This is a genomic window from Microbacterium sp. WHRI 7836 (genome assembly GCF_040223885.2).
Taxonomy (GTDB): domain Bacteria; phylum Actinomycetota; class Actinomycetes; order Actinomycetales; family Microbacteriaceae; genus Microbacterium; species Microbacterium oxydans.
In genome coordinates this window covers 1,233,783-1,247,155 of sequence record NZ_CP168171.1, presented here as the reverse complement: position 1 = coordinate 1,247,155, position 13,373 = coordinate 1,233,783, and the positions used below count along the sequence as shown (strand labels likewise).

Genomic DNA, 13,373 nt, shown 5'->3' with positions numbered 1-13,373 from the left:
ACCGCATAGGATTGATCCCGTGACGAGACCTCGCCTTTACTCCGGAATGCAGCCCTCCGCCGACTCCCTCCAGATCGGCAACTACATCGGCGCGCTGCTCCAGTGGCGGGACCTGCAGACCTCCTACGACGCCTACTTCTCGGTCGTCGACCTGCACGCGATCACGGTGGCCCAGGACCCGGCAGAGCTCCGCGAGAAGACGCGCCGCACCGCTGCGCAGTACATCGCCGCGGGCATCGAGCCGTCGCTGTCGACCCTGTACGTGCAGTCCCATGTGCGCGCGCATGCCGAGCTGGCGTGGATCCTGAGCACCATCACCGGCTTCGGAGAGGCCGGGCGGATGACGCAGTTCAAGGACAAGTCGTCGCGCTACGGAGCCGACTCGACGAGCGTGGGACTGTTCACGTATCCGGTGCTCATGGCCGCCGACATCCTGCTCTACCAGACCGACGTCGTGCCGGTCGGCGATGACCAGAAGCAGCATGTGGAGCTCACGCGCGATCTCGCCGAGCGCTTCAACTCGCGGTTCGGAGAGACCTTCACCGTTCCGATGCCGGTCATCCAGAAGGAGACGGCGCGCATCTACGACCTGCAGAACCCGACGTCCAAGATGTCGAAGTCGGCCGAGAGCGACGCCGGCGTGCTGTGGATGCTCGACGACCCGGCGAAGTCGGCGAAGAAGGTCATGCGCGCGGTGACCGACAACGAGGGCTCGGTGCGCTTCGACCGCGAGAACAAGCCCGGTGTCTCGAATCTGCTGACCATCTACGCGGCGCTGACCGGACGCCAGATCCCGGCGATCGAGGACGAGTACGCCGGTCGTGGCTACGGCGATTTCAAGAAGGGTCTCGCCGAGGTCGTCGTGAACGAGTTCGAGCCGGTGCGCGCGCGCGCTCTGGAGCTGCTCGACGACCCCGCGGAGCTCGACCGCATCCTCGCCGAGAACGCCGCACGCGCCGACGCCGTCGCCGACGAGACGCTCTCGAACGTGTACGACCGGGTGGGTCTGCTCCGGCGCGTCTGACGCTCGCCTTAGGATGGGGGTCGTGACCGATCCGCAGCTGCCTCCCCCGTCCGGCGCCGTGCCCTCCGATCCGCCTGCGCCGCCCGCGGTGCCGGCGCCTCCGGCAACGGGCTTCCCGGCCGGCGCGTTCCCGCCGCCGGCCGCACCCGCATATCCTCCGGCGGCTTCGACGTATCCTCCCGCGGCTCCCGCGTATCCCCCGGCAGCACCGGCCGGCTACCCCGCGGCCCCGGCCCCCGGCTACCCCGCAGCCCCTCCCGGCGCCTACCAGGTGCCCGTCGGCGGCTACACGGCTCCCTCCGGCGCCTACCAGGTGCCCACCGCACCGGCTCCCTCGTCCTCGCGGCTCTTCGGGACGCTCGCCCTGGTCTTCGCTCTCGTCGCGGCGGTCGTGCCGGCGATCGTCGTCAGCGTCAGCGCGTTCGAGATCGGTCGGTATCTGCCCAACGGCGCATCGGTCACCGCCGATGACCTCCGGGTGCTGACCCCGGTCCGGGATCAGGTGCTCTGGGCGGAGCTCTCGTTCTGGCTCGGGACCCTCGTCGGCGTCGCCGCGATCGTCCTCGGCATCATCGCGATCGCCAAGAAGCGTGGCCGGGGTGCAGGAATCGCCGCTCTCGTGGTGGCGGTCCTGGCGTCGGTGATCTTCTTCATCGCACTGGTGGTGGCTCTCACGACCGGCGCCGCTGCGGGGATGTCGAACTTCTCGGCCTGACCGCACGGCCGGTAAGCAGCTGCCGCGTCAGCGCGGCGCGTGGTGTTTCTGCTGCGCCGCCAGGAGTCCTTCGTCGACCAGCAGCTCGACCGCATCGGCGGCATCCGAGACGAGGATCGGCAGGTTCGGCCGCTCTTCCTTGCCGAAGGGTGCCAGCACCCAGTCCGCAGGATCCTGACGCCCGATCGGACGACCGATGCCGACTCGCACGCGCGGGAAATCCGCCGTGCCCAGCGCTCTGGCGACGTCGCGCACACCGTTGTGCCCTCCGTGCCCGCCGCCCGTCTTGAGCTTGACGGTGTCGAACGGGATGTCGAGCTCGTCGTGCACGACGACCACCTGCTCGGTGGGGACCGAGTAGAACCGCGCCAGAGCCGCCACCGGCGTGCCCGAGACGTTCATGAACGTGTTGGGCTTGGCGAGCACCAGCTTGTCCGCGCCAGGGCGCAGCCAGGTCTCGACGACGCGCGCTCCCCCCTTGTGCTCGCGGAACGCCTCGGAACGCCGCGAGGCGAGCTCATCGACGACCATCTGTCCGATGTTGTGCCGAGTGCTCTCATACCGCGGGCCGGGGTTGCCGAGCCCCACCACGAGCCAGGTCGATGGCATGTCCTCGTCCTCTCCCTGTCCGGGGCTGCAGCATCCCGGTCAGGATACGACAGAGGGGACGCGATCGGATCGCGTCCCCTCTGTGATGAATCAGTCGGAGATCACTCCGCGGCGGCCTCTTCGGTCGCCTCATCGGCGGACTCGCCTTCGGTCTCCGCCTCGTCCTCTTCCGCGGGTGCGGCGGGCACGGAGATCGCGACGACGAGCACCTCGGGGTCGGAGAGCAGCGTGGAGCCCTTGGGGAGCTGCACGTCGGCGGCAGTGATGTGCGCGCCCTCTTCCAGGCCCTCGACCGAGACCTCGATGTTCTGGGGGATGTGCGTGGCCTCGGCCTCGATCGACACGGTGGTGGCGTCGAGGTTCGCGATCGTACCGGGAGCCGACTCGCCCGTGACGATGATCGGGACGTCGATGGCGACCTTCTCGCCCTTCTTCACGACGAGCAGGTCGATGTGCTCGATGATCTGGTGCACCGGGTCCTTCTGCACGTCCTTGACCAGAGCGAGCTGGGACTTGCCCTCGATGTCGAGCTCGAGCAGCGCGTTCGCGCGGCGCAGGATGAGCGAGACCTGGTGGCCGGGGAGTGCGACGTGCACCGGCTCCGTGCCGTGACCGTAGATGACGGCGGGGATCTTGCCGGCGGCGCGGAGGCGGCGGGCGAAGCCCTTGCCGAAGCTCTCGCGGAGCTCGGCCTGGACCTTGGTGTCTTCAGACATGGGTTCTCCTTCGGGGCACGCAGCGAAGGCGCCGCGCGGTGGTCTTGGAATTTTCGAACTCGCTGACGCAGGAGGAAAGCCACCGGGCTTGCTTCGCCGCGTCGATAACGGATGTTCGCGCACGCGCAGAAGCATCCCTCGCCGAGGTACAGCCTCAATGGTACCGGATGACCCGATAGGCTGAGGACACCGGTCCTTTTCTGCAGAACACGGAGAACCCCCATGCTCGACGGCGCCTTCCTCTCGCACGCACTCCTCTGGCTGATCGGCGCCATGACCGTGTGCGCGGCCGTCACCTCGTCCATCGCGCTGTTCGCGATGGGCCGCTCGGGTTACCGCAAGGACTGACGAGCGACAGCGGCGCTAGCGCTGCCCCACCGCCGCGGCGATCAGCGCGGACGCGGTCCGCACGTCCGCCGCCGCGTCGATGCTTATGCCCTCTTCGTCTGCATCGAGCGACTCGAGGGTCTGCAGCTGGGAATCCAGCAGTGCGGCCGGCATGAAGTGATCCACGCGCAGGCGCATCCGCTCCTCGAGGACGTCGCGACCGATCGCCAGTTCGGCGAAGAATGCCTCCGGCGCCTCGTCTCTGATGAGGTCGCGATAGACGCGTCGAAGGGCTGAGCACGCGACGACGACGCGCTCCTCCGCCTGGAGGGTCTTCCCGACGAGGCGGAGCCAGGGCTGTCGATCCGCATCGTCCAGCGGAACTCCAGCGGCCATCTTGCCGACGTTCTCCGGCGGATGCAGGTCATCGCCGTCGATGAACCGCGCTCCGAGAGAGTCGGCCAGGAACGCGCCCACCGTCGACTTGCCGGAGCCACTCGGACCCATCACCACGATGCGCACGCTCATGCGCCTCTTCCGAAGTCGATGAGCACCTTGCAGGAGCTCGCAGGGTCGGCGGCCCGTGCGAACGCCTCGAGCGCATCGTCGACCGGCAGCACGTGGCTGATGATACCGCGCACGTCGAGGCTGCCGTCAGCGAGAGCGGCGATGACCTCGTCGAACTCCGCCCCGAAGCGGAACGATCCGCGCAGGGTGATTTCGCGCGTGATCGCGGTGGCCATCGGCGCCGGCACGTCGCCCCCGCGCTGCAGCCCCAGCATCACCACCACGCCCCCGCGGACGGCGGCGGAGACGGCGGCCGCGAGACCGGGGACGGTGCCGCTGGATTCGATCACGACATCGGCGTGCAGCTCGGAGATCTCGCTCTCCGCCCTGGCGTCGATCGACCGGATGCCCCGCGCTTCGGCGATCTCCCGCGGCAGCTGCTGCAGATCGGTGACCGTCACGGACGTGGCCCCCTCCCGCTGGGCGACGGCCGCGACGAGTTGGCCGATGGGTCCGGCGCCGATGACCACGACGCTGCGACCTCGGACGTCGCCGGCTCGCCGCACACCGTGCCAGGCGACCGCGGCAGGTTCGGCCAACGCCGCCGTGCGCAGATCGAGGCCGGTGGGGAGAGCGTGCAGCATCCGCGCGGGGAGCGCCACGCGACGGGCGAAGGCCCCCTGAGTGTGAGGCAGGTGCATCGCCGACCCGAGATACGTCGATGCCGGTGCGAGGTTGGGATGCTCGGCCGGCCAGGGTGTGCGCCCGTCCCCGTGCGCGGTGAGCGGGTGGACGGCCACGGGCGTGCCGACTGCCGGCCCCGAGCCGTCGGCTGCGGCGACCGTCACGACACCGGACACCTCGTGCCCGAGGATCATCGGCTCCCGCAGCACGGAGGCCCCGGCGGCTCCGTGCCGCCAGTAGTGGAGGTCTGACCCGCAGACGCCCCCGAAGGCCACGTCGACCACGGCCTCGTCCGGTCGGGCCATCGGCGCACCGATGTCTTCGATCCGCAGATCGTCGGCGGCATGCGCCACCACAGCGAGGTTCTCCACCGCGCTCCTTCCCCGGTCACACGAAGGGCGTGACCAATCGGATGCCCGCCACATCGACGGTCACGGTCTGTCCTGGCGCCACGACCGCCTGGGAGTGCGGCGCGCCGGTCATGATGACGTCCCCGGGACCCAGCGGTGACCACGCGGCCACATACGCGAGGCATTCCCGGATCGACATCGGCAGCTGAGTGCTCCCGATGGCGGCGACGCGGCGACCGTCGATCGCCACCTCGAGCGTCACATCGTCGATGCCTGCGTCGGTGTCGATCCAGGGACCCAGCGGGGTGTAGCCCTCCCCCGACTTCGACTCGAAGTTGCGCGGGTCGACCTCGGCACGCTCGGGACTGGAGAGGTCGTTCACGGCGGTGACGCCGAGGACGTACTCCTGCGCGTTCTGCGCCGTCAGCCCTGCGGTCGGGCGTCCGATCACGACGGCGATCTCGCCCTCAGCCACCTGTGCACCGGCGTCGCGGCGCAGCGTCACCGTCACCCCGCTGCCGACCACGGTGCGCGGGCTCTTGAGCCACGCCTGCACCGGCGAAGCGTGGTCAGGGCCGTTCTGGGCGATGCCGATGATGACGACCGGATCCACCGGCGCGATGACGGTCCCCTCGACGGCCTCGCCGATGTCTCCCGGCTCGGTCCCGCCGGCGAAGGCCGCGAAGGGGTCGGTGATCGGCACCGGGCCGTGGATGCCGTCCCGCACCCACACGGGGCCACCGGGTGCGGCGACGCGACCGATGCGCATCAGACGACCGCCGTCATGCCGCCGTCGACGAACAGCGTCTGCCCGTTGACGAAGTCGCTCGCGGAGCTCGCAAGGAACAGCAGAGCGCCGACGAGATCCTCGGTGTCTCCCCACCGACCGGCGGGGGTCCGTCCGCGAACCCAGTCCGAGAACTGCTCGTCGGCGACGAGCGCCTTCGTGAGCTCGGTGGCGAAGTACCCGGGGGCGATCGCGTTGGCCTGGATGCCGTGCGGGGCGAGGTCGGCGCACAGGCCCTTCGTGAACATCACGATCGCGCCCTTGGTCGCCGCATACGCCGCTATCGAGGGACGGGCGAGCTGAGATTGGACACTGCCGATCTGGATGATCTTGCCCGAACCGCGCGCGATCATCCCGGCGGAGACCCGACGTGACAGGTGGAAGACGCTGGACAGGTTGGTCTGCACGAGTGCATCCCAGTCCTCGTCCGCGAACTCGGCGATGGGCGCGCGTCGTTGGACACCGGCGTTGTTGACGAGGATGTCAGGGGCGCCGACCAGCCGTTCGACCGCGTTCATGCCCTCGTCGACCGCTGCAGCATCGGTCACGTCGAAGACGACGCTGTGCACGTCGGCCCCGGTCGTGCGGGAGATCTCCCTCGCCGACGCGTGCGCCTTCGCCGCATCGCGCCCGTGCACGACGACGGTCGCTCCGGCTCCGGCCAGCCCCGCGGCGAGCGTCTTCCCGATGCCCTGGCTCGACCCGGTGACCAGCGCCGTCCGCCCCGTGAGATCGAAGGCGGCCAGTCCCGCAGGCAATGCCGTCATCGCCCCACGGCCTTGATCGAGACGGTGGTGGCGAACACGTCGTCGCCGGCCTCGGCGCGCGAGACCTTGATCGCGTCGTCGACGCGGGTGAGGTCGCGACGGAGGGTCTCGGGAGCGAGGAACGTCGATGCGGTCGTGATGAGAGCGAGCACCGCCATGTAGATGGCCAGCAGCACCCAGTTGCCGTCGCTGACCGCGATCAGGTACGCGCCGAGGACACCGGCGAGGCCGCCGGCGAGCACGGCGGAGATCTCGCGGGCCATGGCGACGCCGAGGTACCGGTGACGGTTCCCGAAGAGTTCGGGGAGCATGGCGCACTGCGGTCCGAGCATGCTGTTCACCGCCACGCCGATGCCGATCGCGATCACACTGATCGCGATGGCGTAGTTCCCGAGCGACAGGAGCCACCATGCGGGGAACGTGTAGACGAGCATGAAGACCGCACCGAACCGGTACACCGTGCGGCGGCCGAAGCGGTCGGACAGGTGCCCTGTGAACGGCACGGAGAAGACGCCGATCAGCGAGCCGAGGGTGACGCCCCAGGTGAGCAGGCTCTTGTCGGCGGTGTCGCCGACCACCGTCACGAAGAAGGCGAGGCCGAGCGTCTGGAACATGTACGAGCCGCCGTTCTCCGCCATGCGCAGCCCGACGCCCACGATCACGCCGGGGAGACCATGCGTGAAGATCTCCCGGATCGGACGATCGGCGATCTGCTCGTGCTTCTCGAGTTCGACGAACGTCGGCGTCTCCCGCAGCCGCATCCGGATGAACAGCGCCAGCAGGATCAGCGCGAAGGAGGCGAGGAACGGCACGCGCCATCCCCAGCTCAGCAGCTGGTCCTCGGGGAGCAGGGTGATCAGGCCGAAGACGACCGCGGCGAGCAGCGTGCCCGCCTGGATGCCGACGAACGGAAGAGCCGAGAAGAAGCCGCGGCGCTTCACCGGCGCGTACTCGGCCATCAGCACGGTCGCCCCTGCCTGCTCCGCACCGGCACCGAAGCCCTGCAGCAGTCGCATCAGCACCAGCAGGATCGGCGCCCACACGCCGATCGCGGCGTACGTGGGAAGCAACCCGATCGCCGTGGAGGCTCCACCCATCAGCACGATGGTCGCGACCAGCACCCACTTGCGTCCCAGCTTGTCGCCCAGGACACCGAAGAACAGTCCACCGAAGGGACGCGCCAGGAATCCGACGCCGAAGGTCGCGAACGCGGCGACCGTCGCCATGGCCGGGTCGTCCTGGGGGAAGAACAGGACGTTGAAGATCAGGGCGGTCGAGAGGCCGTAGAGCGCGAAGTCGAAGTACTCCAGCGCGCTGCCGATGCTCGACGCGAGCGTCGCGCGGCGCAGATTCGCCGCGTATTCCGGGTCGTCGGACGCTGCTCGGGCTGAGGTGCGGGGGTCTGTCACGGCCATCTCCTTCGATCGGCTTCGCCTGCGGCGTGATGACGACTGTACCAGCCTGTTGAATTCCGTTCAACCCTTTGGACGGGTTGTGGCCCGCTTTCTCGCGCACGAAGAATCGCCACCCCTCAGGAGGGCGGCGGCGCGTCCGGGGAGGTCAGCGTCGGACGGCAGCGCTGAACGGATTCGTGAGCGCGGCGGCGGCCTCCCGCAGTGCCTCGCCCACACGCTCGATCCGCTCGTAGTCGGCCTCGGCCGCACGGATCGCGACACCGAGCGCGAGCGGCGGATCGGTCGGCGCCCACCCCTCCAGGGGCACGGCCACGCCGACGATGCCGCGGAAGGATTCCTCCGCGTCCAGCGCCCAGCCTCTGCGGCGGGCTGTGGCGAGCACTTCGAGAAGCCCCGACATGGTGGTCGCGCTGCGCTCGGTGAGCTGCGGGAAGACGGCGTCAGCACCGAGGAGTTCGGTCACCTCGTCGTCGCTCATCGCGGCGAGGAGCGCGCGTCCGGTCGCCGACAGCGGGGCCGGGAGACGAGACCCGAGCGGGGTGCCGAGACGGAGCGAGCGCGAGCCCTCGTGACGGGCGAGGTACAACGCGTCCGTGCCGTCGAGCATGGCGACCTGCACCAGTTCGGAGGCGAGCTGCGGCGAGGCCTCGCACACGCTGTAGAACTCCCGCACCTGGTTGAACTGCGCGGCGAACGCGCCACCCAGTTCGGCGGTGCGCACGCCGAGGCGGTAACCCTGCGGCGTGCGGTCGACCATGCCGCCGGCCTCGAGCGCGAGACAGAGGTTCGCGGTCGACGACTTCGCCAGTCCCAGGTCCCCGGCCAGCTCGGTGAGCGTGCGCGGGCCACCGGCCTCGGCGAGGATCCCGAGCAGGCGGATGCTGCGGGTCACGGCGGGTGCGGGGTCGCGCCCCTCGCGGGTGTCGTCATCCATGGCCGCGCCTTTCGCGCTCGGGATCCCTCAGGCGGTGAAGACCTGCAGGTCGATCAGTAGAACTCGACCGTATCGACCACGGCGGCCAGCGGCTCGCCGTCCAGCAGGCGTGCCGCGTTCTCCGCGAAGCGTCGAGCGATCCGCTCCTCCTCCTTGGAGCTGAGGGCTGCGGTGTGCGGGCTCACCAGCACGTTCGGGTGCCCCCACAGCGGCGAGGCGGCATCGAGCGGCTCCTGCTCGAACACGTCGAGGGCGGCGAAGGCCACGCGACCATCGTCGAGCGCGCCGAGCAGCGCGACCTCGTCGATAACGGTGCCGCGGCCCACGTTGGCGATGATCGCACCGGGCTTGACGGCCTCGAGCACGTCGGCGCCGATCAGATGGTGCGTCTGCGCCGTGCCGGGAAGGGTGACGACGATCGCGTCGACACCGGCCACGGCCTCGGTCAGCTCGCCCAACGGCACGAGACGATCCACACCCGCCACCGGCTCACCCGAGCGCGTCGTGCCCCACACCCGCGCGCCGAGCGCATGGAAGCGCCGTGCGCATTCCGAGCCGATGCCGCCGAGACCGACGACCAGGACCGTCATCTCGTCGAGCTGACGCATCTCCCAGCGATCCGGCCAGGTGCGCGTTCCCTGGTCGGCGAGGAGGCGCGGGAGGTTCTTCGCACCGGCCATGACCCCGAACACCGCGAACTCCGCGAGCGGGCCGCCGTGCACGCCGGCGCTGGTGGTGAAGACCACACGGTCGAGCTGGGAACGGTCGAGGCCGGCAGCCTTGACCGAAGCTCCACCCCCGGCCGCGGTCGTCATGACCCAGCGCAGCCGCGGGTTCGCAGCCACCGTGCGAGCCAGAGCCCCCGCGTCGACATCGGGGATCCCGAAGAGCACGTCTGCGGAATCGACCAGCGCATCGAAGGCCTGCTGCTGCTCCGGCGTGCGCGTGTACTGAGGATCACCCGACCAGTCGGCAGGACCCCGCATCGGCGGCATCAGATCGTGGTCGCGGAGCACCTCGAGGCGCGGCTCGAGCTCCTCGATCAGTCGGCACAGCTCTTCCCGCAGCGGCACCGCCACGACGGCACGCAGCTTCTTCTCGGTCCCCGTCATCTTGGTCCCCTCCTCGGGAAGTCTGAATCACTCACCTTAGCCCAGTTCCATCCTGTTGGACACTGTTCTATCTGTTGGATTGTTGCTACGGTGTGCGCATGAGCAACACACCTGCCACCGTCGGCGTGGTCGGCCTCGGCGCGATGGGTCGCCCGATGGCGGACCATCTGCTCGCCGCGCACGGTCGGCTCGTCATCCATGCCCGCCGCCCTCAGCCGGAACTGCTGGCTGCCGGTGCCTCCTGGGCGGAGACGCCACGCGAACTCGCCTCCAGAGTAGACGTCCTTCTCATGATGCTGCCCGACCTCCCCCCTTTCGAAGCCATGCTCGACGGGCCGGACGGGTTGCTGGCCGACGCCGGCGACCTGCTCATCCTGATCGGGTCCACGTCGTCGGCGCCGGCCGTGCGTGCGCTCGCGGAGCGGGTGGGCGCACAGACGCAGGGACGGGTGCGAGTCGTCGACTGCCCTGTCTCCGGCGGTGAGGACGGTGCGATCGCCGGAACCCTCTCGATCATGCTCGGAGGGGACCAGGAGGACGCGGCGATCGCCGCCGAGGTGCTCGCCCCCTGCGGCAACCCTGTGCTGCTCGGCCCGCTGGGCGCGGGCGAGGTCGCCAAGGCCTGCAACCAGCTCGTGGTCTCCGCCACGATCATGGCGCTCGGTGAAGCCACGGTGCTCGCCGAGCGCTCGGGACTCGACCTCGATGCGCTCTGGTCGCTGCTCTCGGGCGGATACGCCGGATCGCGCCTGCTCGACAGTCGCCGCGAGAAGCTCGTCACCGGTGACGACTCCCCCAGCGGCATCGCGCAGTACATGGTGAAGGACCTCGGCTTCGCCGCCGACATCGCCGAGGCCACCGGCACCGCGCCCGTGCTGCTCCCCACCCTGCGTGCGGCTTTCGACGAACTCGTCGCCGCCGGGCTCGGAGACCGCGACATCGCGGTGTCGCGGCGCTTCATCGCCTCCCGCGACATCGCCTCTCACGACATCGCCTCCCAAGACACAGGTCGCCACTGACCTCCCGGACAGCGATACTCTGAAACCACCCCTTCTTCACGATCTCGAGGAGCCTTCTGTGCCCGAAGCATCAGCGAACATCGGAGTCGTCGGACTCGCCGTCATGGGCTCGAACCTCGCCCGCAACCTCGCCAGCCGCGAGGGCAACACGGTGGCGATCTTCAACCGCAGCTACGAGAAGACCCAGACGCTCCTCGACGAGCACCCCGAGGCCGGCTTCGTACCGGCCCGCACCTACCAGGAGTTCGCCGACTCGCTGCAGAAGCCGCGCACCGCGATCATCATGGTCAAGGCCGGGGGTCCGACCGATGCGGTGATCGACTCGCTGGTCGAGGTGTTCGAACCGGGCGACATCATCGTCGACGGCGGCAACGCCTATTTCCCCGACACCATCCGTCGCGAGAAGGCCGTCCGCGAGACCGGCATCAACTTCGTCGGCGCCGGCATCTCCGGCGGCGAGGAGGGCGCCCTCACCGGACCCTCGATCATGCCGGGCGGCTCGGACGAGTCGTGGGTCACCCTCGGGCCGATCCTCAAGTCCATCGCGGCGATCGCCGAAGGCGAGCCCTGCGTCACCCACGTCGGCCACGACGGCGCCGGTCATTTCGTCAAGATGGTGCACAACGGCATCGAGTACGCCGACATGCAGCTCATCGCCGAGGCCTACGACCTCATCCGCCGCGGCACCGGCAAGTCGCCCGCCGAGATCGCCGAGATCTTCGCCGAGTGGAACGGGGGCGAGCTCGAGTCGTACCTGATCGAGATCACGGCCGAGGTGCTCCGCCAGGTGGACGCCGAGACCGGCAAGCCGCTCGTCGACGTGATCCTCGACCAGGCGGGAGCCAAGGGCACCGGCGCCTGGACCGTGCAGACCGCGCTGTCGCTCGGCGTACCGGTGTCGGGCATCGCCGAGGCCACGTTCGCCCGCTCGCTGTCATCGCACCCCGAGCAGCGCGCCGTCGCCGGCGGCCTTCCCGGCCCCGACGAGGAGTTCACGGTCTCGGCCGAAGACACCGAGCAGTTCATCGAGGACGTGCGCCTGGCACTGTATGCGTCGAAGATCGTCGCCTACTCGCAGGGCTTCGACGAGATCCGCGCCGGCGCGGCCGAGTACGGCTGGAACATCGACCTCGGCGCGATCTCCAAGATCTGGCGCGGCGGCTGCATCATCCGTGCGCAGTTCCTCAACCGCATCGCCGATGCCTACGCGGCGACCCCCGACCTCCCCGTGCTGATGACCGCACCCTACTTCGCCGAGGCGTTCACCCGGGCGCAGTCGTCGTGGCGTCGCGTCGTGGTGACCGCAGCGCAGGCGGGCATCCCGGCTCCGGCGTTCTCGTCGTCGCTGTCGTACTACGACGGCATCCGCGCCGATCGCCTGCCTGCCGCTCTCGTGCAGGGACAGCGCGACTTCTTCGGCGCGCACACCTACAAGCGCATCGACAAGCCGGGCACCTTCCACACGCTGTGGTCGGGTGACCGCACCGAGATCGAGGCGGAAGACACGCACTGACGTCCCGTCGACGAAGGGCCGGGTACCGCGAGGTACCCGGCCCTTCGTGCATCATGACCCCCGCGGGTCACGACGGCTCGCCGCTCACGGCGCCGCAGCGAGCCCCTCCCTCGTGATGTCGCGCACCGTGCCCTTCGCGAGACGGAGACGCCGGGTCGCTCGCCGCGCCACCGCCGAGTCGTGGGTCACCACGATGACCGTGATCCCCGCGGCGCACAGCGATTCGAGCAGCGCCAGGATCTCGTCCCGCATGCTCTCATCGAGGTTGCCCGTCGGCTCGTCGGCGAGCAGCACTCGCGGCTTCTTGACGAGGGCACGCGCGATGGCGACCCGCTGCTGCTGCCCTCCGGAGAGCTCCGCCGGCAGATGGTCACCTCTGTCGTCGAGACCGACGTGGGCAAGAGCCTCCGCGACCCTGGCGCGTCGCTCGGCCCTGTCGACCCCCAGCGGCTCGAGCGCCATGTCGACGTTCTCGGTGGCGGTGAGAGTCGGGATCAGGTTGAACCCCTGGAACACGAAGCCGATCTCCTCCGCCCTGATCCGGGTGAGCTCGGCGCTCGAAGCGGACGCGAGTTCGCTGCCGTCCAGCAGAAGCGATCCGGTGGAGGGTGTGTCGAGGGCGCCGAGCAGTTGCAGCAGGGTCGACTTGCCCCCTCCGGTGGGGCCCTGGATCGTGACGAACTCGCCGGACATGATGTCGAGGTCCACGCCCGTCAGCACTTTCACGATGCGCCCCTTCTGCGTGTACGTCCGGGTGACGCCCGTGACACGGTAGAGCGGTTGCTCCCTCCCGTCTGTCGGCGCCGTCGGTGCGAGGTCTGCCGTGATCATGGTCTTCTCCTTCTCTGGGGTGTCTTTCTGCGGGGATGTCGGGTTCGGTCGCTTATCGTTCGC

15 protein-coding genes are annotated in these 13,373 nt (G+C 69.5%); 5 read left to right on the top strand and 10 right to left on the bottom strand.

What is annotated here, in order from left to right; all coding sequences use genetic code 11:
* The first annotated feature begins 19 nt into the window (after positions 1-19).
* Together trpS and ABRP18_RS05890 are read left to right on the top strand one after the other, a co-directional pair.
* Positions 20-1,024, top strand: a complete 1,005-nt coding sequence (gene trpS, locus ABRP18_RS05895) for a tryptophan--tRNA ligase (RefSeq protein WP_082108702.1) — start codon at positions 20-22, stop codon at positions 1,022-1,024.
* A 22-nt stretch (positions 1,025-1,046) separates the two neighbouring features.
* The gene (locus ABRP18_RS05890) at positions 1,047-1,739 is read left to right on the top strand and encodes a hypothetical protein (protein WP_218867767.1); all 693 of its coding nucleotides are present in this window, start codon (positions 1,047-1,049) and stop codon (positions 1,737-1,739) included.
* A 27-nt stretch (positions 1,740-1,766) separates the two neighbouring features.
* On the opposite strand, the gene pth is transcribed toward ABRP18_RS05890, so the two are convergent.
* The gene (gene pth / locus ABRP18_RS05885; RefSeq protein WP_046748930.1) at positions 1,767-2,348 is read right to left on the bottom strand and encodes an aminoacyl-tRNA hydrolase; all 582 of its coding nucleotides are present in this window, start codon (positions 2,346-2,348) and stop codon (positions 1,767-1,769) included.
* 101 nt (positions 2,349-2,449) lie between these two features.
* Positions 2,450-3,064, bottom strand: coding sequence for a 50S ribosomal protein L25/general stress protein Ctc (locus ABRP18_RS05880; RefSeq protein ID WP_046748929.1), 615 nt, complete (start codon positions 3,062-3,064; stop codon positions 2,450-2,452).
* Positions 3,065-3,286: 222 nt separating this feature from the next.
* Here ABRP18_RS05880 and ABRP18_RS05875 point away from each other — a divergent pair, with 222 nt between their 5' ends.
* Entirely contained in the window at positions 3,287-3,412 is a 126-nt protein-coding gene (locus tag ABRP18_RS05875; RefSeq protein WP_349885712.1) for a hypothetical protein, read from the top strand.
* 15 nt (positions 3,413-3,427) lie between these two features.
* Here ABRP18_RS05875 and ABRP18_RS05870 read toward each other — a convergent pair whose 3' ends face one another.
* From ABRP18_RS05870 to ABRP18_RS05840, 7 genes are all read right to left on the bottom strand, one after another.
* Positions 3,428-3,919 (bottom strand): gluconokinase, encoded by a 492-nt coding sequence (locus tag ABRP18_RS05870; protein ID WP_046748928.1) that lies wholly within the window; start codon positions 3,917-3,919, stop codon positions 3,428-3,430.
* Positions 3,916-4,953, bottom strand: coding sequence for an alcohol dehydrogenase catalytic domain-containing protein (locus ABRP18_RS05865; protein ID WP_349885711.1), 1,038 nt, complete (start codon positions 4,951-4,953; stop codon positions 3,916-3,918). Before ABRP18_RS05865 ends, ABRP18_RS05870 begins: the two co-directional genes overlap by 4 nt.
* A 16-nt stretch (positions 4,954-4,969) precedes the next feature.
* Complete coding sequence (locus ABRP18_RS05860; protein ID WP_349885710.1) at positions 4,970-5,701, bottom strand: fumarylacetoacetate hydrolase family protein; 732 nt, start codon at positions 5,699-5,701, stop codon at positions 4,970-4,972.
* Positions 5,701-6,486, bottom strand: a complete 786-nt coding sequence (locus ABRP18_RS05855) for an SDR family oxidoreductase (protein ID WP_046748925.1) — start codon at positions 6,484-6,486, stop codon at positions 5,701-5,703. Before ABRP18_RS05855 ends, ABRP18_RS05860 begins: the two co-directional genes overlap by 1 nt.
* Complete coding sequence (locus ABRP18_RS05850; protein WP_349885709.1) at positions 6,483-7,901, bottom strand: MFS transporter; 1,419 nt, start codon at positions 7,899-7,901, stop codon at positions 6,483-6,485. Before ABRP18_RS05850 ends, ABRP18_RS05855 begins: the two co-directional genes overlap by 4 nt.
* A 145-nt stretch (positions 7,902-8,046) precedes the next feature.
* Complete coding sequence (locus tag ABRP18_RS05845) at positions 8,047-8,835, bottom strand: IclR family transcriptional regulator (protein ID WP_046748923.1); 789 nt, start codon at positions 8,833-8,835, stop codon at positions 8,047-8,049.
* 53 nt (positions 8,836-8,888) lie between these two features.
* Entirely contained in the window at positions 8,889-9,947 is a 1,059-nt protein-coding gene (locus ABRP18_RS05840; protein WP_058632435.1) for a D-2-hydroxyacid dehydrogenase, read from the bottom strand.
* A gap of 98 nt (positions 9,948-10,045) precedes the next feature.
* Here ABRP18_RS05840 and ABRP18_RS05835 point away from each other — a divergent pair, with 98 nt between their 5' ends.
* Together ABRP18_RS05835 and gndA are read left to right on the top strand one after the other, a co-directional pair.
* On the top strand, positions 10,046-10,966 hold the full coding sequence (locus tag ABRP18_RS05835; RefSeq protein WP_349885708.1) for an NAD(P)-dependent oxidoreductase: 921 nt from the start codon (positions 10,046-10,048) through the stop codon (positions 10,964-10,966).
* Between the two features lie 58 nt (positions 10,967-11,024).
* Positions 11,025-12,479, top strand: a complete 1,455-nt coding sequence (gndA, locus tag ABRP18_RS05830) for an NADP-dependent phosphogluconate dehydrogenase (protein ID WP_349885706.1) — start codon at positions 11,025-11,027, stop codon at positions 12,477-12,479.
* An 84-nt stretch (positions 12,480-12,563) separates the two neighbouring features.
* Here the strand turns inward: gndA and ABRP18_RS05825 are convergent, their stop codons facing one another.
* Positions 12,564-13,310, bottom strand: a complete 747-nt coding sequence (locus ABRP18_RS05825; RefSeq protein ID WP_349885705.1) for an ABC transporter ATP-binding protein — start codon at positions 13,308-13,310, stop codon at positions 12,564-12,566.
* Positions 13,311-13,373: the final 63 nt, after the last annotated feature.

Coding starts and splice junctions, on each gene's coding strand:
- ABRP18_RS05880 (WP_046748929.1), bottom strand. CDS start 3,064: ATGTCTGAAGACACCAAGGTCCAGGCCGAGCTCCGCGAGAGCTTCGGC.
- ABRP18_RS05860 (WP_349885710.1), bottom strand. CDS start 5,701: ATGCGCATCGGTCGCGTCGCCGCACCCGGTGGCCCCGTGTGGGTGCGG.
- ABRP18_RS05850 (WP_349885709.1), bottom strand. CDS start 7,901: ATGGCCGTGACAGACCCCCGCACCTCAGCCCGAGCAGCGTCCGACGAC.
- ABRP18_RS05835 (WP_349885708.1), top strand. CDS start 10,046: ATGAGCAACACACCTGCCACCGTCGGCGTGGTCGGCCTCGGCGCGATG.
- ABRP18_RS05825 (WP_349885705.1), bottom strand. CDS start 13,310: ATGATCACGGCAGACCTCGCACCGACGGCGCCGACAGACGGGAGGGAG.
- pth (WP_046748930.1), bottom strand. CDS start 2,348: ATGCCATCGACCTGGCTCGTGGTGGGGCTCGGCAACCCCGGCCCGCGG.
- ABRP18_RS05855 (WP_046748925.1), bottom strand. CDS start 6,486: ATGACGGCATTGCCTGCGGGACTGGCCGCCTTCGATCTCACGGGGCGG.
- ABRP18_RS05840 (WP_058632435.1), bottom strand. CDS start 9,947: ATGACGGGGACCGAGAAGAAGCTGCGTGCCGTCGTGGCGGTGCCGCTG.
- ABRP18_RS05845 (WP_046748923.1), bottom strand. CDS start 8,835: ATGGATGACGACACCCGCGAGGGGCGCGACCCCGCACCCGCCGTGACC.
- ABRP18_RS05870 (WP_046748928.1), bottom strand. CDS start 3,919: ATGAGCGTGCGCATCGTGGTGATGGGTCCGAGTGGCTCCGGCAAGTCG.
- ABRP18_RS05875 (WP_349885712.1), top strand. CDS start 3,287: ATGCTCGACGGCGCCTTCCTCTCGCACGCACTCCTCTGGCTGATCGGC.